At 71.2% G+C, this 19,696-nt stretch carries 23 protein-coding genes; 9 read left to right on the top strand and 14 right to left on the bottom strand.

Features of this window, described 5'->3' with window-relative positions:
- Window positions 1-47 precede the first annotated feature (47 nt).
- From folP to OJ997_RS16950, 3 genes are all read right to left on the bottom strand, one after another.
- The gene (folP, locus tag OJ997_RS16960; protein ID WP_270026360.1) at window positions 48-950 is read right to left on the bottom strand and encodes a dihydropteroate synthase; all 903 of its coding nucleotides are present in this window, start codon (window positions 948-950) and stop codon (window positions 48-50) included.
- Window positions 947-2,755, bottom strand: coding sequence for an Ig-like domain-containing protein (locus OJ997_RS16955; RefSeq protein ID WP_270026359.1), 1,809 nt, complete (start codon window positions 2,753-2,755; stop codon window positions 947-949). The genes folP and OJ997_RS16955 overlap by 4 nt, the downstream gene beginning before the upstream one ends.
- Window positions 2,756-2,887: 132 nt before the next feature.
- On the bottom strand, window positions 2,888-4,519 hold the full coding sequence (locus OJ997_RS16950) for a glycerol-3-phosphate dehydrogenase/oxidase (RefSeq protein WP_270026358.1): 1,632 nt from the start codon (window positions 4,517-4,519) through the stop codon (window positions 2,888-2,890).
- 29 nt (window positions 4,520-4,548) lie between these two features.
- Here OJ997_RS16950 and OJ997_RS16945 point away from each other — a divergent pair, with 29 nt between their 5' ends.
- Window positions 4,549-5,133 (top strand): MOSC domain-containing protein, encoded by a 585-nt coding sequence (locus OJ997_RS16945; protein WP_270026357.1) that lies wholly within the window; start codon window positions 4,549-4,551, stop codon window positions 5,131-5,133.
- A 40-nt stretch (window positions 5,134-5,173) separates the two neighbouring features.
- Window positions 5,174-5,785 carry a hypothetical protein gene (locus tag OJ997_RS16940; RefSeq protein ID WP_270026356.1) on the top strand — a complete coding sequence of 204 codons (612 nt, stop codon included), beginning with the start codon at window positions 5,174-5,176 and terminating at the stop codon, window positions 5,783-5,785.
- Here the strand turns inward: OJ997_RS16940 and OJ997_RS16935 are convergent.
- Window positions 5,782-6,567: a GNAT family N-acetyltransferase gene (locus OJ997_RS16935; protein ID WP_270026355.1), complete on the bottom strand. Its 786-nt coding sequence runs from the start codon at window positions 6,565-6,567 to the stop codon at window positions 5,782-5,784. The genes OJ997_RS16940 and OJ997_RS16935 overlap by 4 nt on opposite strands.
- Window positions 6,568-6,616: 49 nt before the next feature.
- On the opposite strand from OJ997_RS16935, the gene OJ997_RS16930 reads away from it, so the two are divergent.
- Together OJ997_RS16930 and OJ997_RS16925 are read left to right on the top strand one after the other, a co-directional pair.
- Window positions 6,617-7,564, top strand: a complete 948-nt coding sequence (locus OJ997_RS16930) for a TIGR03885 family FMN-dependent LLM class oxidoreductase (RefSeq protein WP_270026354.1) — start codon at window positions 6,617-6,619, stop codon at window positions 7,562-7,564.
- Entirely contained in the window at window positions 7,561-9,183 is a 1,623-nt protein-coding gene (locus OJ997_RS16925) for an alpha-amylase family protein (protein WP_270026353.1), read from the top strand. Before OJ997_RS16930 ends, OJ997_RS16925 begins: the two co-directional genes overlap by 4 nt.
- A 67-nt stretch (window positions 9,184-9,250) precedes the next feature.
- On the opposite strand, the gene OJ997_RS16920 is transcribed toward OJ997_RS16925, so the two are convergent.
- On the bottom strand, window positions 9,251-9,643 hold the full coding sequence (locus OJ997_RS16920) for an RNA-binding S4 domain-containing protein (protein ID WP_270026352.1): 393 nt from the start codon (window positions 9,641-9,643) through the stop codon (window positions 9,251-9,253).
- Between the two features lie 53 nt (window positions 9,644-9,696).
- Here OJ997_RS16920 and OJ997_RS16915 point away from each other — a divergent pair, with 53 nt between their 5' ends.
- Complete coding sequence (locus tag OJ997_RS16915) at window positions 9,697-10,359, top strand: hypothetical protein (protein WP_270026351.1); 663 nt, start codon at window positions 9,697-9,699, stop codon at window positions 10,357-10,359.
- A 43-nt stretch (window positions 10,360-10,402) separates the two neighbouring features.
- Here OJ997_RS16915 and OJ997_RS16910 read toward each other — a convergent pair whose 3' ends face one another.
- The 4 genes from OJ997_RS16910 to OJ997_RS16895 all read right to left on the bottom strand — a co-directional run bounded on the left by OJ997_RS16910 (window position 10,403) and on the right by OJ997_RS16895 (window position 13,867).
- Entirely contained in the window at window positions 10,403-10,927 is a 525-nt protein-coding gene (locus OJ997_RS16910) for a hypothetical protein (RefSeq protein WP_270026350.1), read from the bottom strand.
- 48 nt (window positions 10,928-10,975) lie between these two features.
- Window positions 10,976-12,172 (bottom strand): carboxypeptidase-like regulatory domain-containing protein, encoded by a 1,197-nt coding sequence (locus OJ997_RS16905; RefSeq protein ID WP_270026349.1) that lies wholly within the window; start codon window positions 12,170-12,172, stop codon window positions 10,976-10,978.
- Between the two features lie 132 nt (window positions 12,173-12,304).
- A complete protein-coding gene (locus OJ997_RS16900) occupies window positions 12,305-13,039 on the bottom strand; it encodes a hypothetical protein (RefSeq protein ID WP_270026348.1) in 735 nt (244 codons plus the stop codon).
- Between the two features lie 306 nt (window positions 13,040-13,345).
- Window positions 13,346-13,867, bottom strand: coding sequence for a cupin domain-containing protein (locus tag OJ997_RS16895; RefSeq protein ID WP_270026347.1), 522 nt, complete (start codon window positions 13,865-13,867; stop codon window positions 13,346-13,348).
- 58 nt (window positions 13,868-13,925) lie between these two features.
- Here OJ997_RS16895 and OJ997_RS16890 point away from each other — a divergent pair, with 58 nt between their 5' ends.
- Genes OJ997_RS16890 through OJ997_RS16880 form a run of 3 tightly spaced genes read left to right on the top strand, consistent with a single transcriptional unit; the run spans window position 13,926 to window position 16,508 of the window.
- Window positions 13,926-15,617 (top strand): FG-GAP repeat domain-containing protein, encoded by a 1,692-nt coding sequence (locus tag OJ997_RS16890; RefSeq protein ID WP_270026346.1) that lies wholly within the window; start codon window positions 13,926-13,928, stop codon window positions 15,615-15,617.
- A gap of 21 nt (window positions 15,618-15,638) precedes the next feature.
- Entirely contained in the window at window positions 15,639-16,058 is a 420-nt protein-coding gene (locus tag OJ997_RS16885) for a TIGR03667 family PPOX class F420-dependent oxidoreductase (protein ID WP_270026345.1), read from the top strand.
- Window positions 16,059-16,508 (top strand): GNAT family N-acetyltransferase, encoded by a 450-nt coding sequence (locus tag OJ997_RS16880; protein WP_270026344.1) that lies wholly within the window; start codon window positions 16,059-16,061, stop codon window positions 16,506-16,508.
- On the opposite strand, the gene OJ997_RS16875 is transcribed toward OJ997_RS16880, so the two are convergent.
- Genes OJ997_RS16875 through OJ997_RS16865 form a run of 3 tightly spaced genes read right to left on the bottom strand, consistent with a single transcriptional unit; the run spans window position 16,505 to window position 17,873 of the window.
- Window positions 16,505-17,143, bottom strand: a complete 639-nt coding sequence (locus OJ997_RS16875) for a DUF899 family protein (protein ID WP_270026343.1) — start codon at window positions 17,141-17,143, stop codon at window positions 16,505-16,507. The two genes, OJ997_RS16880 and OJ997_RS16875, sit on opposite strands and share 4 nt — an antisense overlap.
- On the bottom strand, window positions 17,118-17,429 hold the full coding sequence (locus OJ997_RS16870; protein ID WP_270026342.1) for a hypothetical protein: 312 nt from the start codon (window positions 17,427-17,429) through the stop codon (window positions 17,118-17,120). The genes OJ997_RS16875 and OJ997_RS16870 overlap by 26 nt, the downstream gene beginning before the upstream one ends.
- A 36-nt stretch (window positions 17,430-17,465) precedes the next feature.
- Window positions 17,466-17,873 (bottom strand): hypothetical protein, encoded by a 408-nt coding sequence (locus tag OJ997_RS16865; RefSeq protein ID WP_270026341.1) that lies wholly within the window; start codon window positions 17,871-17,873, stop codon window positions 17,466-17,468.
- 76 nt (window positions 17,874-17,949) lie between these two features.
- Here OJ997_RS16865 and OJ997_RS16860 point away from each other — a divergent pair, with 76 nt between their 5' ends.
- Window positions 17,950-18,879: a LysR family transcriptional regulator gene (locus tag OJ997_RS16860; protein WP_270026340.1), complete on the top strand. Its 930-nt coding sequence runs from the start codon at window positions 17,950-17,952 to the stop codon at window positions 18,877-18,879.
- On the opposite strand, the gene OJ997_RS16855 is transcribed toward OJ997_RS16860, so the two are convergent.
- Together OJ997_RS16855 and OJ997_RS16850 are read right to left on the bottom strand one after the other, a co-directional pair.
- Window positions 18,849-19,463, bottom strand: a complete 615-nt coding sequence (locus OJ997_RS16855) for a hypothetical protein (protein ID WP_270026339.1) — start codon at window positions 19,461-19,463, stop codon at window positions 18,849-18,851. The genes OJ997_RS16860 and OJ997_RS16855 overlap by 31 nt on opposite strands.
- A 9-nt stretch (window positions 19,464-19,472) precedes the next feature.
- Window positions 19,473-19,682: a hypothetical protein gene (locus tag OJ997_RS16850; protein ID WP_270026392.1), complete on the bottom strand. Its 210-nt coding sequence runs from the start codon at window positions 19,680-19,682 to the stop codon at window positions 19,473-19,475.
- Window positions 19,683-19,696 lie beyond the last annotated feature (14 nt).

Here is a 19,696-nt window from a genome sequence, read left to right as displayed (position 1 = left end):
GGCGTCCCGGCGCGTTGGGTTCAGCGCCGGGCGGTCGGGATCGAGGCTCAGCCTAGCGAGAGATGCGCGGGGACACCGTCCGGATAACGCTCCGGCGACAAGCCCTCGAGCGGCGCGAGCACGCGCTCGCCGCGCAGAACCGCACGCACGTCGAAGTAGTCGCGCGCCCCGGCGACGTCGTGCACGCGCAGGATCGAAGCGCCGTGCTCGACCCCGTGTCCGAGCGCGGCCAACGTGCCCGGATCGCGCTCTGCGGGCGGGCGCGCGGTGATAGCGCCGACGAAGTCCTTACGCGAGGCGGCGAGCAGGATCGGGCGTCCCAGCGCGGCCACGGCGTCCAGCCGGCGGAGGATCGCGACCGTCTGCGCGGGCGTCTTGGCGAAGTCGGGGCCGGGGTCCAGGACGAGCTGCTCCTCGGCGACCCCCGCCGCGCGCGCCACCGCCATCCGCTCCGTCAGAAACGCGACGACCTCCTCCACGACGTCCGTGTAGGTGGCCGGGTCGAGCAACGTGCCCTTCGGCGCGACGGCCGTGTGCATGAGCACCAGCCCGGCGCCGCTGGCCGCGCACACCTCGGCGAGCCGCGGGTCCCGCAGGCCCGAGACGTCGTTGACGATCGACGCGCCCGCCGCGATCGCGGCCTCCGCGACCTCGGGCTTGTAGGTGTCGACGGAGATCAGCGCGTCACCCGCGAGGGACGCGATCAGTGTGCAGACCCGGTCGATCTCCTCCTCGACCGACACCGCCGGCCGATCCCCGCGCGCGGACTCCCCGCCGATGTCGAGCAGATCCGCGCCGGCCGCGATCAACGCCCGGCCGCGCGCCACGCGCGCGGACGGCGGCTCCTCCCCACGCTCCTCCGAGAACGAGTCCGGGGTGGCGTTGAGGATGCCCATCAGCAGCGGGCGGGCGCCGAGCTCCAGCCGTCGGGTGCCCGCCTGCAGGATCACTTCTTCTTGATCCGGAGCCTGACTTCCTTGCGGGTGACGTTGCCCGCCTTGTCCACGGCCGCGACCTTCAGGCGGAACGTGCCCCGCTTGTACTTGTGGCGCGTCGTGGCCTTGTCGGACTTGGCCGACTTGTCGCCGTAGTCGACGGTGATGTGGTCCAGGCCCGCGCCGCCGGTGTCCGTCGCGCGCACCGTGACCTTGAGGTTCTGGCCCGCCGCGCGCTTGCCGGTCACCTTCACGCTGAGCGTCGGGGCGAGCGCGTCGATGCGCAGGGTCCGCACACGGCTGCGGCTCGTCTGCCCGCGCACGTCGACCGCCTCGACCTGCCACGTGTGCTTGCCGGTGGTGAGCGGCACGCGCGGCGTGAGCGTCTCGCTCGTGGTCTCACCGATCACGACGTTGTCGACGTAGACGCGGAAGCGCTGCGCGCCCCACAGCTCGATGCCGGCGCGCCAGCGCAGGTCCGGGCGCGTCTTGCGCTTGTAGGTCGTGGTCTCTTCGATGAACGGGGCGCCCGGCGCGCGGTCGAACACCGCGCCGGTCAGCGTGTACGCCCCCGGGGTGCCCTGGACCATGGCCACGGCGAAGTCGCCGACACGGTCGCCACTGATGCTGACGCCGGGATCGACGACCGGGCCGAGCGCCGGGTTGGAGACCGTGAACTCGGGGCCGACCGCGGTCGACGCCTCGTCCTTGTAGCGGGCGCGGGCGATCGTGCCGCCAAGCTCGCCGGTCCGCCACGCCACCGCGACGTCACCGCGGTCGGACGCGGAGACGTCCGGCCGGGTCGGCGTCGCGCTCGGGCCGCTCGCGAGGCCCATCGAGGGCTGGAAGTGGTCGCGGAAGAGCCAGGCGCCGAGCGCGAGCGCCCCGCCATTGCCCTGGGCGACGCCGAAGCCGACGCCGTCACCGTTGATGTCCACTCGAGGCTCGTCCGAGGACAGTCCGCCGTCGAACGTCTCCGGCGCCTCGAACAGGGAGCCGACCAGGCGGCGGCCGATCGTGCGCGACCCGCCCGCGATGTCCTGGCGGAACACCACCCAGGCGAACGAGCCGTCCTCCTCGATGTCGATCTCGGGCGAGTCGGCGTTGCCGCCCTCGGGGAGGTTGAGGATCTGCGGCACCGCGGACAGCGTCAGGCCCGTCACGCGGCGTGCCCACACGCGCGTGCCGGCCGGCCCGACCTCGCCCCAGGTGATGACCGCGTAGCCCTCGGCGCTGACGGCGACCTTCGGGCGCAGCACGCCCGTGCCGGCAACCGCGTTGGGGTCGCCGTCGAGCGGGGTGGGCACCCAGCTCCACGTCGTGTCCTGCAGACGCGCGGCGATGACGTTGCCGTCCTGCTCCCAGGTCACGTATGCGGCGCCATTGATGCCGAGATCGATGTCGACCGACTTCGCGTTCGGTCCACTGAGCTGCGTGTGGCCGACGAAGCCACCGGGCTCCGGGGTCCCGCCCTGAGCGACGTTCGCGTAGACGATCCCGTCAGCCACCCACGCAACGACGATCCGGTTGCCCTCGCCGACCGCGACCTTGACCTCGGTCGCCTCACCGGTGGCCGGGTCGACCCGCTCGGGGGCGCGCCAACCACCGCCGACGATCCGCGAGACGAACGCGTGCGTGAAGCCGCCGTCCTTGCGCAGGTACGCGACGGCCCCGGTGCCGTCCCGGGCGACGTCGACGTTGCCGACCGCGACGACGTCGGCGTTGGGCCCGTCGATCGCGGCAGCGGGGAACCAGTCCGCCCGCGCGGTGGCGGGGAACACGAGCAGCATCAGCAGCAGGACGATGAGGCGGCGGGGCAAGACAGCTCCAGGTCGGGGACTCCGCCCGGTCTCAACCGGCGGGACGCCAGAAAGTTACGGTGGCACTCGCCCTTCGGGCTCGGCCCAATAAGTTTCGCGACCCCGCGCGGCAGCACCAGCGGTGCTTGAAACTTACGGTGCCGGGAGGATGCCTTCTTCGCGCGACTCGAGGGCGAACGCCTCGATCTCGCGCGCGCGGCGGGATTCGTCCCAGCCGAGCTCGTCGCCGAGCACGTCCGCGACGCGCGCGACCACGGGCGGGGTGAGCGCGCGGGCGGCGGTGAGCGCGAGCCGCGTGCGGCGCAGCAGCACATCCCCGACCGTGCGCGCCTGCTCGCGCCGCGCGGCGTAGACGACCTCCGCCAGCAGGTCCGGGCGGCCGGGCACGATCGCCTCCGCCAGCGACGGCGCAACGGCGAGCACGTCGTGCGCGAGATGGCCGTAGCGGCCCGCGAGCTGAGCCCGGGCCCACTCCGGCGCGGCGACGAGATCGCTCGACGCGACGGCCATGCCCAGCGGCAGCTCGTGCGTGATGCAGCGCGCGTCGTTGCCGTCGCGCTCGACGATCCGGTCGACCGTCTGCTTGGCCATCCGCCGCCAGGTGGTGAGCTTGCCGCCGGTGATCGTGATCATCCCGCTCGAGGTCTCGTACAGCTCCGCCTTGCGCGAGATGTCGACCGACTTGCCGCTGTCGCCGGTCGAGATCAGCGGGCGCACGCCCGCGTACGCGCCCGCGAGGTCATCCGGCTCCAGGTCGGTGCCGAAGAACGCGTTGACGGCGTCCAGCAGGTAGTTGATGTCCTCCTCGGCGGGCCGGACGTGGACGACGTCGCCGCCGTGGTCGGTGTCCGTCGTGCCGATCAGCGTCTGGCCGAGCCACGGCAGCACGAAGATCGTCCGCCCGGAGCCGGCGGGGACGATCGCGCCCGCGCCGTGCATCGGCAGCTTCTCGGCGTCGACGACGATGTGCGTGCCGCGGCTGGGCCGGATCACGGGCACCTCGGCCTCGTCGTAGAGCTCCGCGGGGCGCAGCCGGTCGGCCCACACGCCGGTGGCGTTGACGACCGTGGTCGCGCGGATCTCCAGCTCGTCGCCGGACTCCTTGTCGCGCACGCGCGCGCCGGCCGCGCGGCCGCCCGCGTCGATCAGGCCCAGCGCCTCCAGCCGGTTCGCGGCGACGACGCCGAAGCGCTCGGCCTCGGCCAGGACGGTCAGGACGAGCCGCGAGTCGTCGGTCTGGCAGTCGTAGAAGAGGTAGCCGCTCGTGGGCGCGCGGTTGGCGAGCGCCGGGATCCGCTCGATCACCTCTTCGCCGCTGATGATCCGGTGCCGGGCCGGGCTCCAGTCGGACTCGTCGCCCCCACGCCGGCGGCGCCGACGGATGCGGTCGACCGACATCACGTCGTACGCGTTGAGCCCGAGCCCGACGACGCGATCCAGCCGCTGGCCCTCGAACCCGGGCACGATCAGGCGCAGCGGGCGCGTCAGGTACGGCGCGATGTTGACGTTGATCTGGCGCTCGAGCAGCGCCTCCCGGACGAGCCCGAGATCGAAGTTCTGCAGGTAGCGCAGGCCGCCGTGGACGAGCTTGGAGGAACGCGAGCTCGTGCCGCTCGCGTAGTCGTTGCGTTCGATCAGCGCGACCGAGTAGCCGCGCGTGGCGGCGTCGAGCGCGACGCCCGCGCCCGTGATCCCGCCGCCGATGACGAGCACGTCGAACGGCTCGCGGGTGAGCGTGCGGACGGCTTCGGCGCGGGGCAGCACGCGTCCGCACGTTACCGTTCTCGCCCGCGATGTCCGGCGGGTTCGTGCAAGCGCTCTGGCGGTTCCCCGTGCTCGGAATGGGCGGTGAGCCGCTGCGCTCGTCCCAGATCGACGCGCGCGGCCTCGCCGGGGACCGCCAGCACTTCGCCGCGGGGCCCGAAGGGCAGCTGTCCGTCCACGACCTGCCGGAGCTCGCCGAGTGGCGCGCGACGTTCCCGTTCAACCCCGACGGCGCGATCCAGACCTACAACGCCCCGCCGTTCCCGGTCCTGCACGGCCCGGGCGACCGCACGTACCGCTGGGGCGACCCGCGGCTCGCGCACGCGCTCGAGCGTTCTCTGGGCCGGTCGATCGAGCTCGTGCGCGACCTCGACGCCACCCGCGGCGTGATCCTCACCACGGTCAGGCACGAGCTCGACCGGGCGTTCGCGGGCGTCAACGTGCAGCTCGCGCTCGAGCTTCCCGCCCGCGGCGGCTGGGCCGGCGCGGACCTGATCTTCCGCGACGGCGTGCGCCTCAAGCTCGTCGCTTCCCGCGCCGACGGTCCGGGGATCGAGGCCCGCGTGGTCGAGGCCGGGCGCATCGTGCTCGGCGAGCCTGTCGTGCTCGGTTAGGCTTCGGGGTCCCGACCTTGCCTAGGAGGCTGTGAACGCCGTGCTGCGCATCGATGAGAACTCCGGGACGCTTGTAGCGCCGCAGGCCTCCGGGCTCGTGGAGAGTCCCCCGGATCGCGAGGAGCTGCTCGGCCTGATCACGGCCTCGTGGGACGCGTTCTCGGCCGAGCTGGGCCTGAGCGGGATCCGCCTGATCGCCCGCGAGCCCGTCCCGTACGTGGACCTGCTCGGCTACGACGAGCCCAACGACCGCGTCGTCGTGATCCTCGTGACCGGGGACACCGTCGAGTGGCAGCTCGGGCGCGCGCTGGGCGCCGCCGCGGACGTCGCGTCGTGGGACAAGGAGCGTCTGCACGAGATCGACGCGACGCTCGAGAGCGCCAACGGCCACGAGTCGCCGTCGCTGGTGCTGGTCGCCGGCGGCTACGACCCGCGCGCGCTGACCACGATCGACTGGCTCGCGACCCGGCACGAGGTGCCGGTGTTCGCCTACACGGTCGCGATGGTGCGCTTCGGCGGCGAGCGGCTGCTGACCGTCCGCCGCGAGCCGGCCGAGGAGTCCGCGCCGGACGTCGGCTCGCTCCTGCAGCGCCCGGCGTCGGCGCAGCGCGAGGAAGAACCCGCGCCCGCCGAGCCGACGACCACCAGCTAGCCGAAGAAGAGGCTGAAGACGCCCCAGACCTCGTCCGGCCGCCAGTCGACGGCCGGACCGCGGCGCATGCGCGCCACCGTGCGCTGCTCGCGGCCGAGCAGGCGCAGGAGGTTCACGGCATCGGTGTTCTCGTCGGGGACGGCGATCCGCAGGCCCGGTTCGATCAGCGACGTGAGCAGCGTGGTGGCGGCCTGCGGGTCCCCGATGATCGGGAGCGCCGGCCACGGCGGGTTGAGCGCGACCGCCTTCAGGTCCGGCGTCGCCTTCGCGCCCTCGAGGGAGGCGTCGATGGCGAGTGACCGGTCCTCGCCGGTGGCGCGGCGGTCGAGCGCGCGGATCGCGTCGTGGTCGTCGGGCGTGACGTCGCGCAGCTCGACCGTCTTCTCCGGCCGTCGGCTCCCGGAGCTGAACACGCGGTAGGTGCCTTCGACCTCGAAGCCCAGCTTCTCGTAGACGGGTTGGCCCATCGGCGTCGCGAGCAGCAGGATCGTCTCGCGCTCGCCGAGGGCGTCGATCGCGGCTTCCGTGAGCTGCCGGCCGAGGCCGTTGCCGCGCGCCTGCGGGGCGACGGTGACGCCGCCGAGCCAGGCGGTCGGGCCGAAGCCGACGGAGGCCGCCGTGCCGACGACGGCTCCGTCCTCCTCGGCCACGAGCAGCACGCCGTCGGGCGAGGCCGCGACGAGCGTGTGGACGGTGGGCGCGCGCAGCTGCAGGCCGAAGGCTTCGCTCATGGCCGCCAGCGCGGGTTCGATGTCGCCCGGCTGGGCCTCCCGGATGATCACGGCGCGCACCCTAACGTTCCCTCGCTGTGTGAGCGGGTAGTGAGCGTGCGTGCCCCGGATTGCCCTCCACTGCTCGCACGAGCAGATCCCGCCATCACGGCTCTTGAAGTCGATCGTCCACGCCGAGCAGGCCGGATTCACGGGCGGCATGTCGTCCGACCACTTCGCGCCGTGGAGCGTGCGTCAGGGCGAGTCCGGGTTCGCGTGGTCGTTCCTCGGCGCCGCGCTCGCCTCGACCTCGCTGCCGTTCGGCGTCGTCAACGCGCCGGGACAGCGCTATCACCCGGCGATCATCGCGCAGGCGGCCGCCTCGCTGAGCGAGATGTTCCCGGAGCGGCTGTGGGTCGCGCTGGGCTCGGGCGAGGCGTCCAACGAGCACATCACCGGCGGGCGCTGGCCGGACAAGGCCGACCGCAACGCGCGGCTGCGTGAGTGCGTGGACGTGATGCGGGCGCTGTTCGCGGGCGAGGAGGTCTCGCACTCCGGGCACGTGGTCGTGGACCGCGCTCGGCTGTGGACCTTGCCGGCGACGCCGCCGGAGCTGCTCGTCGCGGCCGTGAGCGAGAAGACCGCGGCGTGGGGCTCTGAGTGGGCGGACGGGTTCGCGACCGTCAACGCGCCGATCGACCACCTGCGGCGGATGCTGGACGCGTTCGGGCGCACGGACGGCCGGCGGGTGTTGCAGGTGCACGTGAGCTGGGCGCCGACCGACGAGGAGGCGCTCGCGATCGCCTATGACCAGTGGCGCACGAACCTGTTCGACCCGCCCGTGTGCTGGGACCTCGACACGCCCGAGGCGTTCGACGCCGCGGCGGCGCACGTGCGCCCCGAGGACGTGCACAAGAGCGTGCTGGTCTCGTCCGATCTGGGGCAGCACGTGGCGTGGCTGCAGGAGTTCGCGGCGCTCGGCTTCACCGACATCGCGATCCACCACGTCGGCCAGGACCTGGACCCGTTCATCGACGCGTTCGGCTCGAAGGTGCTGCCTGCCCTATGAGCGTCAAGGTCTCCAGCGATCTGTGGTGGAAGAACGCCGTCGTGTACTGCCTCGACGTCGAGATGTTCTACGACGCCGACGGCGACGGCTGCGGCGACCTGCTCGGGCTGACCGAGCGCGTCGACTACCTCGCCGGGCTCGGCATCAGCGTGCTGTGGCTGATGCCGTTCTACCCCTCCCCCAACCGCGACGACGGCTACGACATCACCGACTTCTACGCGGTCGATCCCGCCCTGGGGACCCTCGGCGACTTCGCCGAGCTGGTGCGCACGTGCCGGGACCGCGGCATCCGCGTGATCGTCGACTTCGTCATGAACCACACGTCCGATCAGCACCCGTGGTTCCAGGCGGCGCGGTCCTCACCGGATTCCCCCTACCGCGACTTCTACGTGTGGGTGGACGAGAAGCCGCCGGAGAAGCCGGGCGACCTGGTCTTCCCCGACCAGGAGACGTCCAACTGGACGTACGACCGCAAGGCCGGCCAGTACTACCAGCACCGCTTCTACAAGCACCAGCCCGACCTGAACCTCGCGAACCCCGCCGTGCGCGACGAGCTCGCGCAGGTGATGGGGTTCTGGCTCCAGCAGGGGCTGTCGGGGTTCCGCGTGGACGCCGTGCCGTTCCTGATCGAGGGGGCGCTGGACGATCCGCACCAGATCGTGCGCGACCTGCGGGCGTACGTGAACCGGCGGGTCGGCGACGCGGTCCTGCTCGGCGAGGTCAACCTGCCGCCGAAGGACGTGCGCAAGTTCCTCGGCGACGAGGACGGCGACGAGCTGCACATGGTCCTCGACTTCATCGGCAACCAGGCGCTGTACCTGGCGCTGGCGCGCGGTTCGGCGGAGCCGCTCGCGCGCGTGCTGCGCTCGTACCCCGAGGTGCCGTGGGCCGCTTCGCTCGGCCGGTTCGTACGCAACCACGACGAGCTCTCGCTGGACAAGTTGAGCGATGACGAGCGCGCGGAGGTGTTCGCGCGCTTCGGCGCGGACGAGTCGCTGCAGCTGTACGGTCGCGGGCTGCGGCGGCGGCTGCCGACGATGCTCGACGGCGACGAGCGCGCGGTGCGGATGATGTACTCGCTCGCGTTCTCGCTCCCCGGCACGCCGGTGCTGTTCTACGGCGAGGAGATCGGGATGGCCGAGAACCTCGAGATCGAAGGTCGCTACGCGGTGCGGGCGCCGATGCAGTGGGCCCGCGACGGTGGCTTCACGCTGCCCGGTGTGGAGTCGCGCCGGCCGATGGTCGAGGGCGCGTTCGGGCCCGAGCGGGTGAACGTGACCGACCAGCGGCGCGACCCGGGGTCGCTGCTGAACTGGTTCGAGCGGCTCATCCGGCGCCGGCGCGAGTGCCCGGAGCTGGGCTTCGGGGCGTTGACCGTGCTCGACGTGGACGTGGAGTCCGTGTTCGCCCATCGCGTGGATTGGGAGGACGCGACGATCGTCGCCGTGCACGAGCTGTCCGGCAAGCCGGCGACGGTCGCGTTGCCGGTCGAGGACGGCGAGGCGCTGGTGGATCTGTTCGGGGACGCGTCGTGCGATCTGCCGGCGACGCTGCAGCTGGAGCCGTTCGCGGCGCGCTGGTTCCGCGTGGCGCGCACCGGCGTGCGACTCCCGCCGTAGGAGAAAACCCACGGGGGCCCACCCGACCAGGGGAGAACGTGTCAGAGCGTCCCCTGCTCGGGCACCCCTAGTCGTCGTCGCGGCCGCGTAGTCGGTCGAACTGCCGGCGGTCGCGCTTGGTCGGCCGCGCGTTGCGGTCGACCCCCTGCGGCCGGGTCATCTTCATCTCGGCGAGCCGGGCCTCACGCTGCGTCCGGCTCTCCTCGGTCTCCGTGTAGAGCTGGACGGCCCCGGAGGCCGGCAGCCGCCGTTCCGCGGTGCCGTTGACGCGCGCGGTGAGCCGGATCACGCCCTGGCTGAACTCGATCTCGTCGCCGGGCTTGATGTCCTTGCTCGGCTTCGCGGGCGCGCCGTTGACCTTCACGCGCCCGCCGCGGATGGCGTCCACGGCCAGCGCGCGCGTCTTCACGAGCCGTGCGGCCCACAACCACTTGTCGATCCGTACCGGGGCGGTGTCCATCGTCGTTGACATATTGAACCCAACCGACCCGCGGACCTCACGTTGCCGGTCACATGAACCGATTGATCGCGTTGCTCGCGGCGGGCTCGGTGCTCGCCGCGCCGGGGGCGGCGCTCGCCAAGCCCAAGCCCTCGAAAGCCAAGGTCTACAAGGGGACGTTCGAGTACGCCGGCGCCGACGGCGACTACGTCACGGGCAAGTTCGGCAAGGTCCAGCTGGTCGACGGCAAGCGGGAGGACAAGCTCAGCGTGCACGTGCGCCGGCTCGCGTCGCGGACCACGTACGTCTACCGGCTCCAGTCGGCGCCGTCGGCGTGCGCCGCGGACGCTCCGGCCGGGACCGATGTGCCGGGCTGGAAGTACCGCACGCTGCGGACCTCGCGCTCCGGCGTGGGCAACGCCACCGCGCGCTCGAAGTCGTTCAGCGTCGACAAGACGCAGCGCTACTTCGTCGGCGTGTTCCGCGCGGGCGCGAACGGCGCGCCGGGCGAGCTCGTGCTTTGCGCCGAGCTCAACACGCCCAAGGCCAAGAAGCCGAAGCCGCACAAGCCGAAGCCGGGCAAGCCGCACCATCCCGCGCCGCCGAAGCCGGTGACCGACCGTCCGCGCGGCAAGTCCGACGACGCCCCGCGGGGCAAGCGCGACGAAGCTCCGCGCGGCAACGCCAACGGCCGCGACAAGGACAAGCCCAAGGAGACGGGCAAGCCCGCCCGCTAGGAGTGCTGCCGGCCCGCCACGTGTGCGGCGGGCCGACTCAGCGTCAGGCGTCCAGCCAGCGCCGCAGCGCGGCCGCGCCGACCATCGTCACTTCGCCCTCGGCGTCGATCCAGTCCCGCACGCGCAGCTCGCGCACCAGCCCGAGCGCGTCGCGCGGACCGGGACCCTCCCCGTGCGACGTCAGCATCGACGTGCCGGGTTCGATCGTCCAGCGCCCGGAGTCCAGCGCGGCGAGCGCGCGGCCCTGCTCGTCGGTCGGCCGGTCCAACGGGTCCGGCCCGGCCCCGCTCAGCGGGTCCGTCCAGTTGCCCGCCGGCTGCGACTGACCCGGGCTCGACGCCGGAGTCGGCGCGGACGGCGTGCCCGGCATCCCACCAAGGTTCTCGGCCTGGGCGCGCAGCCACTCACCCGCGTTGTCCACGAACTGCTTCGCGCGGTCCGCATCGACGCCGTACGTGCGCGCGACGTCCTCGAAGTCACCGGCCTGGAAGCGCTGGAAACCGCGCTGCACCTCGTCGGCGATCTCGCGCAGCGCGTCCTCGAAGCTCTTCGGCGTGTCGTCGTCCATAGGTCCGATGATCGCAGCGGAACCTGTTGGCCAGATCAACGCGCTCCGTCAGGGGTTCACGATCACCCGCGTCGTCTTCGACGCCCCTCGCGCATATGGATATCCGGATTCCGCCGGCACCACGACGCGGAACGTGTACCGAGAGCGAACGGTCGTGCCGGTGAACCGGTACCGGTAGCTCCACCGTCCGTCTTTGGCCCTCGCTCGCGCATTGCCGAACGTCGTCCATCCCCGCCGCGTGAGCGCCTGGAGCGTGACGAGCTTGCCCGCCTCGGGGACCGGCCCCGAACGGACGCGTCCCCTGAACACGACCTCATCGCCATTGCGCCGCACGCGCCGGTCCGGAGCGATCGTCGCCGCTGCCCGCACCCGCAGCTCGACCTCCTTGCTCGCGGGTTGCGTCGTCGGGCTCCCGCCGTAGCTGAACCGGAGCGTCCACGAAGCGCCCTTGGACACCTTGAACGTAAACATCCCGGCGGCGTTCGTCTGGACGGTCCCGATCGCCTGCCACGGCCGTGCCGGAGCGTCCACGCGCTCGAGCACGTCGACGACCACGCCCGCCCGCGGATTGCCGGCCGGGTCCGTCACCTTCCCCGAGACCGTCGTGGTCCGCCCGAACGCGACCACCGGCCGCGCGTCCAGCACCTGCTTGTACTTCGGCTTGCCGCGCTTGTTCGTACGAATCTTCGTGGCACGTCCGGCGTCCATCCGCGTCTCGACCCGCACCGGCAACGCGACGCGCAGCGGCGTGCCCTGAGCCGTTTGCATGATCGAGCGCTCGTTCTCGGCACGATCGAACACGCGAGCGCGCACCTCGTAGCTTCCGCGCGGGTACAGCGCATCGTCGAGCACGGCCGAATAGCTTCCGGCATCCCCGTCGACTTTGAGCGTGTGCCACGCCGTCTCCCCGTCGCTCCGGGCCTCGATCTCCACTCGCGCCACGCCGGACGTCGCGTCCGACGCCCGCAGCCAAATCCGAGAGGGGTCGCGAGGATCGAACGGCTCGAACTCCCCTGATGGAGGCGTAGCGTCGAATCTCAGCGGCCCCGGTGACGTCGAGTTGGCAAGGTCGGTGTTGGCAGCCGCATCGCGGTGCGCGACACGCAGCCGCCACGCTCCCTCAGCGGGAACACTCACGTCGTCTTTTGCGCGGGTGGCGTCGAAGCTGCTCCTTGTCCGAACGCACCCTGCGCTGTCGTACGCCGAGTTCGTCGAGGGGCAAAACTCGTACTCGTTGCCGGCCAAGGGCGATGCTTCATCGCTCTCTGGAGGTCTGGCCCATGTGATCTCGAATCGGTTGTCGCGACGCCAACCGTCGCTGGCGGTCAGTCCGAGCTCACGAGGCGCCCCGGGCGCTGCTCGATCGACGCGGATGACCTAGGTCCGTGTTGTCGCGAGCCCGCCGGGGTCGCGCGCCTCGACCGTGACCACGTGTCGTCCGTTCGACAGAGCAGCCAGCTGCACAACCGCTTTTGCCGTGGAGTTGAATCCGGCGCATGGGCGAGACTCGACGTTCGACGCAGCGTCGTAGCAGGGGATGCGCGACGCGGCGGCATCAATGCCATCGACTCGAATGCGCAGTTCCTGGATCCCGATGTTGTCTGTCGCAGCGAAGTCGAAGTTGTCCGTCCCGCTCGAACGCCACTCTGGCGAGGTAGTTGCACTTCCGGAAATGACCGGCGGGTCGGGATCCTCGATCCCGAACCTGACTTCCCTCAGATGCATGCGCTCGGACATGCTCGGTCCGACGGCCAGGTTGCCGATCAAGCAACCGGACGGGTTCAGACACCGCAGCCCCGCCGCGACACGAATGCTCGGCGTGAACGCCACTTCGAACGGGATCCACGCTGGCACCGCCGTCGCCGCCAGCTGGGCGAGGGTGGAGCCGGTGTCCGGGTTCCACAGCTGTGCCGCGAACTGACGGCCGACCGGTCCCGCTTGTGAATAGGCCGTCGCCGCGACGCCCGCGACCCAGGTCGAGTCCGGCGCCGTGAACTGCAGCGCGACCTGCGTGCCTTGGGGGAGCGTCGAGTACTCGCGGACGGGACCTTGGACGATGAACCCGAAGACGCCGCCATTGGTCACATCGCACGCGTTCGTGGCGTAGAACACCCCCGTGACTGGAGCGGCTCCGGAGACAGGCGCCCAGAACGCCGGACTCGTCTGTCCACCGACGCATTGTCGAACCCAGTAGGTGTCAGCGTGCCCAGGGCTGGCCGCGACGAAAAAGCTCGCCAGCGCCAAGGCGGTAGCGACAACAGTGTGAACCGGTCTCAACTCGGATCGTCTCCCGGCTCAATGTCTTGGCCAACGGGGCTCGCTGCAAGCGATCGCATGTGCCCTATAGGCGATCTCCAGGGATTCTCTCCCCCGTCGTGGGCGTTCCGAGGTCAGCGTGCCGACAACTGGTGCATCGAGCTAGGCGAACGGCAGCCCGGCGAACGACTCCGGCGGGCCGCTGACCCACTTCGGGAACGGCGCGTACGCGACCTTGTTGTCCGGCGTGTCCTGCTCCGGACCCGCGCCGTGCTTGAGCGCCGTCTCGTCACGCACGTAGAGCGTCTCGTCGCCGTTCACGCGCGCGCCGATCGCGAACACGAGGCACGGACCGTCGCCCGCGCCGACGAGGATGTGGTCGCAACCCGGCGGCGAGTGGAAGAAGTCCCAGGCCTGCAGTCGGCGCTCCTGGCCCTCGACGATCAGCAGGCACTCGCCCTGCAGCACGAGGAAGTCCTCCTGGTTGCCCTCGCGGTGGTACATGCCGTTCGGCTGGCCGGGCTGGAGGACGCAGAGCGTGTAGCCGATCTGCGGGAAGCCGACGCCGCCCTCGAAGATGCACGCGTCGCCGAAGTACTCGCTACGCACCCAGGCCGAATCCCTGACGTTGACCGTGAACCAGCCTTCGGTCGCCGCAACTCGTCCGTATTCCGACTGTTCCATCTGCGCCTCGTCCATTCGACCAGGCTAGTCCTCACTCAGGATGCGAGAGAATCGACCGATGAAGCGTCTGCTGCTGTCCGCCGTCGTTGTGCTGGCGCTTCCCGCGAGCGCCTCCGCGAGCGTCTTCACGACCGAGCTCGGCTCTCCGTTCCCCGCCGGCAACGCCGCGTACGGCGTCGTCGCGAACGACTTCAATGGCGACGGGTTCCCGGACGTGGCCGTGATCAATGGCACGGGCAGCACGATGAACGTGTATCTGCGCCAGCCCACCGGTGGCTTTGTGCAGGAAGCGGGATCGCCGTACAGCACCGGCGTCGGTTCCGGCCCGAACTTCGGCGTGTCCGCCGACTTCAACCGTGACGGCCTGAACGACATCGCGGTGGCGAACTTCGTCTTCAACTCGGTGCTGATCTTCCTGCGTAACCCAGCGGGCGGGTTCACCGTCGGACAATCCGTCGGGCTCAGCGGCCAGGGGAGCGCGATCGCCGTCGGCGAGGTCAATGGCGACGGGTTCGTCGACCTCGTGGCCACGAACTTCAGCAGCCAGGGCCTCAACGTCCTCCGCGGGCAGGGCGACGGGACGTTCTCCAACCAGGAGATCACGACGGTCGGCTCGAGCGCGCGTCAGCTCACGCTCGCCGACTTCAACGCCGACGGCGCCCTCGACGTGGCGGTCGCGAACGAGGCTTCCAACAGCGTGTCGATCCTGCTCCGCAACCCCGGCCGCACGGCGTTCACGACCGAGACGACGGTCCCTGTGGGCGCGACGCCGAGCGGCGTCGTGGCCGCGGACTTCAACCGTGACGGCCGCACCGACGTCGCCGTCAGCACGCGCGGCGGCGACCCGAGCACGGTGACGCTCCTGTATCGGAACGCGGCCAACAACGGCTTCGACGCGGGCCCGATCGTGCCCATCCCCGCGGGGCCGCTCGGGATGGCGACCGCGGACTTCGACAGAAACGGCACTCCCGACATCGCGGTCACCGGCAACGCGGCCGGCGTCGTGACGGTCCTGTCCGGCGGGACCACGCTGGACACGTCGCTGCCGCTCGAACGCGCGTACTTCCCTGCGACCGCGGACTTCAACCGGGACGGGCAGCCGGACCTCGTGGTCACGTCGGACACGCTCAACGGCTTCATGTCGTTCCTGAACTCGACGGCCCCGCCGCAGCAGCCGCCGCCCACCCCGACGCCGACTCCCACCGCCACGCCGGTGGCCACACCCGTCGCCGGCACCACGGTCAACGCGGAGCCCGTGAAGGGCACGGTCAAGGTCAAGCTGCCGAGGACCAACCGGTACGTGGACCTGAAGACCGCCGGGCTGTTGCCGGTCGGGACCGAGGTGGACGCGCGCAAGGGCACGATCGAGCTGACGGCCGCCGGGCAGGGCGGGAAGGCGAAGTTCTTCGACGGCATCTTCAAGATCAGCCAGACGAAGGGCGCGCGGCCGCTGACGACGTTGACGCTCACCGAGCAGCTCAGCTGCACGAAGGCCAAGAAGACGGCGTCCTCGGCGGCGGCGAAGAAGAAGACCCGCAAGCTGTGGGGCGACGGCAAGGGCGCGTTCCGCACGCAGGGCAAATACAGCGCGGCGACCGTGCGCGGCACGAAGTGGCTCGTGACGGACTACTGCGATCGCACGGTGACGAAGGTGACGCAGGGCACGGTCACGGTGCGCGACCAAGTCAAGAAGATCAACAAGGTCGTGCGCAAGGGCAAGAGCTACACGGCGCGGCAGAAGCGGAAGTAGCCGCCTCAATACGATCGGGGCATGATCGACGAGAGCACGGACTTCGGGAAGCGAGTCGCGCAGCATCTCACCGAGGACGAGGTCGTCTGGCTGACGACGGTCACGCCGGGCGGGCAGCCGGTCCCGAACCCGGTGTGGTTCATCTGGGACGGCGCCGAGACCGTCCGGATCTACACGCTGCCGGGCAGCCTGCGCGTGCGCACCCTGCAGGAGAACCCGAAGGTGTCGCTCAACTTCCGCGGCACGGAGACGGGCGGCGACGTCGTCGTCCTCAACGGCCGTGCGACCGTCCTCGGCGAGGTCGAGCCGGCCCACGAGCACACCGCCTACGTCGAGAAGTACCAGAGCGGCCTCGACAATCTGAAGATGACGCCCGAGCGATTCGCGCAGGAGTACAGCACCACCGTCGACATCGCGATCACGAAGGTCCGGGGGTTCTAGGTGCCGGAGATCCGCACCGCCGGGCCTGAGGACCTGGAGACCGTCACCGCGCTGCTGGCTGCCTTCCGCGACTGGTGGGACTCGACGACGCCGTCCGACGAGACGTTCCGGACGACCGCCGCGAAGCTGCTCGAGGACCCGAACACGGTGTTCCTGCTCGCCGGCACCGACGGCCTCGCGCAGCTGCGCTTCCGGCTCTCCGCCTGGACGGGCACCGAGGACTGCTGGCTGGAGGACGTCTACGTGCGCGACTCCGCGCGCGGCACCGGCCTGGGCAAGGCGCTCGTCCAGACCGCGATCGACCGCGCCCGCGCGCGCGGCTGCAAGCGGATCGAGCTCGACGTCAACGAGACCAACACGGGCGCGATCGGGCTCTACTCCAGCCTCGGCTTCAAGGTCGAGCCGAAGCCGCCCGGCCGCACCCTGTTCCTGGGTCAGAAGCTCACCTAGTACTCGCCCTTCTTGCGCCACCACTGGTACGGCGGCGACTGCGGCCGGCCAGGCGGCGTGTCCTCCCACTCCTCCTGGCGCCCGAAGGGCGTCAGGTCGAGGAAGGTCCAGACCGAGCCCAGCGCCTCCACCCCACGCGAGGTCGTCTCGTAGGTCAGGTAGACGCGGTCCTCGTCGCGCAGGAAGACCTGGAGCCGGAAGTACTCCGTCGTCCCGCACGCCTCCTGGAACGCGAGCTCGTCCGTGTACCACGGGATCTCGGACCAGCCCATCCGCGCCTTGTAGGCCGCGATCCGCTCCTGCGAGGCGCGCGAGACGAGCGCGAACGACACATCGCGCGCGTGCAGGTGCGCGAGCTCGGAGACCTGGTCCGTGAACATCGTGCAGCCACCGCAGGCCTCGCCGTCCTCCGGGAACCAGAAGTGATAGAGGATCAGCTGCCGCCGGCCCTCGAACAAGTCGAGCAGCGACAGCTCGCCGTTGAACACGAAGTCCGTGGCGAACGGCGTCATCGGTTGACGCCGGCGCTCAGCCGCAAGCGCGTCCCGCTCCCGCGTCGCGGCCTTCTCCTTCGCGTTCAGCGCGGCGTTCGCCGCCCGCCATTCGTGCTCAGTGACGATCTCGGGAAGTGCCATGCAAGCTCAGACGGCGCCCGAGTCCGCAATTCATCGCCACGGCCGCCAAGACGCCCAGCGCGACCCACCCGGTGCCGGCCACGACCAGGCAGAACGCGAAGTAGCCGCGCAGCCCGACGACGAGCCCGCCGAGCGCCGACGCCGCCGCGTCCACCCCGCGCGCCCGCGCGACCAGCAGCGCGAACGTCGCGCTGAGCGACGGGAACGCGGCGACGATCCCGGCCGCCGCCGGCCCGAGCAGGTCGGCCGTGACCAGCGACACGCCGACGATCCCGAACACGATCACGGCGCCGACCCGCGCGTCGACGGGCTCGCCGGAAGTTTAACGTCCTGGACGTTTAGGTTCCCGGGAAGATAAAGGACCTGGGGCTTTATGTTCCCAGGACGATAAAAAGAGGACGGGCACCGCGGTGGCGGTGGCCAGCCAGAGGGGGACGAGCGCGACGAGCAGCGAGACGGCCACGAACGCTGATGACGCCGCGGCCAGCCCGACGAGCGCACCGCGCCGGACGATCACGAGCGCGAAGGCCAGCGCGAACGCGACCTGCGCGACCACGTGCGCGCCGGCGCTCGCCGCGACGGCGGGACCCTCGGCACCCAGAGCAAGCACGATCACCGCGATCGACAGGGGCGCCGCCGCGATCACCCCCGCGGCGGCCGGGCCGGCGCGGCGTTCGACGGCGGTCACGGCGAGCATCAGGGTGGGAGCGGCGAGGAGCGGAACGACCATGCCCTTCACCTTCGGTCACAAAGCCATTCACTTCCAGCGAACGTTTCCGAACGCAACCCGTGCAAGAATCCGAACGATGATGGAGCTGCGGCGCCTGCGCCTGCTGCACGAGCTCGCCCGCCGCGGCACCGTCGCCGCCGTCGCGGAGGCGCTCGACTACAGCCCGTCCTCCGTCTCCGTCCAGCTCTCCGAGCTCGAGCGCGAAGCCGGCACGCAGCTGCTGCGCAAGGTCGGGCGAACGCTGCAGCTCACCCCCGCCGGACACCGGCTGGCCGACCACGCCGCGCAGGCCCTCCAACAGGACGAAGCCGTCCGCGCCGAGCTCGCCTCACTGAGCGACGCGCCGCGCGGCCGCCTGCGCCTCGCGTTCCTGCAGACGCCCGCGCTCGCGCTCCTGCCCGGCACGCTCGCCACGCTGGCGGACGCGGCGCCGGATCTGCGCGTCGAGGTCGTGCAGTACGAGACGGCGCCCGGGATCGCCGACCTGCGCTCGCGCGAGGTGGACCTGGTGGTCGGCAGCGAGTACGACGTGACGCCCGTCCCGCGCCACCACGACGTGCACCGGGAGGACCTGCTGCGCGAGGCCGTGCACCTGGTCGTACCGGTCGACCATCCGCTCGCCGCCACCGAGGACCCGATCCCGCTCGCCGCCGTCGAGCACGCCGCGTGGGCGGCCGGCAAGCCGGGCACGGGCCACGCCGCGGCCGTCGACCACCTCTGCAACCGGCTCGGGAACTTCGCGCCCGACATCCACCACCGCACCGACGACGGCCTGATCCTGCGCGCGCTCGTCGCCTCCGGCCAGGCCGTGACGATCCTGCCCGTGCTGATCGCCACCGCCACGCCCCAGGTCGCGGCGCGCCCGATCGCCGAGGGGGAGGTCGAGCGGACGATCTTCACCGCGGCGCGGACCGCCGCCGCCCGATCGCCGGCGATCCTCGCGGTCCGCAAGGCGCTCGCCGCGGCCGCCGCGAATCAGTCCGTGATCGGGCAGTCCACCCGGTAGGTCCGGCCGTCCACGCGCGCTCGCGTGTAGATGAACCCGTCCAGCTCGGCGCACTCGCGCGGCCGTGACAGCCGGACTCGCACGCCACCCGCGCCGCGCCCGACGGCCACGTCGTCGTTCCAGCCGCGCCACGTGAGCCCGCGCAGCCGCACCCGCTGCGCGTCGTCGCAGCCCAGCGTCAGCGTCCGCGGCTCGACCTCGCCCCGCCGGCACGCGACCACGCCCAACACCCGTCGCTCCACCGGCACCGACAACGACAGCGTGCGCGTGCAGGTCCCGCCACCGAGCAGCGACTCCACGTACGCGCCCGAGACCGCGTACGGCGCCCCCGTCATGCCGACGCTGAACGCCTGCCGGAACCCGAGCGACGGCAGGTCCGCCGACCAGCCGCGCCCCAGCCGGTCGAACACGCCGAGCGTCCAGCCCGACACCGCCGTTCCCGCCCCCGTGGACGCCAGCCCGACCTCGTAGGAACGGCCCGCCACCAGCACCTGCGGGACCCCGTCGAGGGCCATCGCGGGCGGCGTTTCCGCCGGGCAGGCGGACATGAGAATCGCGGTCGCCAGGGCCGCCGCTACATCCATTCGTCCAATCTACGCCTCGGTGTGAATATTTATCCCTTGGAGGGGTGGCAAGGCGCCCTTCCAGTCGTCATATTTCCGCGCGCCATGAGGAGAGCGCAGACGGTTGTGGTCGTCCCGTCCCGGACGATCGAGAAGTTCCATGAGCCCCCAGCAGAGACACAGGCGTACGAAGAACGCCTGCTCTGCTTGCTGCTCAAACTGCGCGATCCGAGCCTTCATGTGGTCTACGTAAC

Origin of the sequence: Solirubrobacter phytolaccae (assembly GCF_027587195.1) — a bacterium.
In the GTDB taxonomy this organism is placed as follows: domain Bacteria; phylum Actinomycetota; class Thermoleophilia; order Solirubrobacterales; family Solirubrobacteraceae; genus Solirubrobacter; species Solirubrobacter phytolaccae.
The sequence above is the reverse complement of the archived record's forward strand: the minus strand, read 5'-3'. Positions and strand labels throughout refer to the sequence as shown.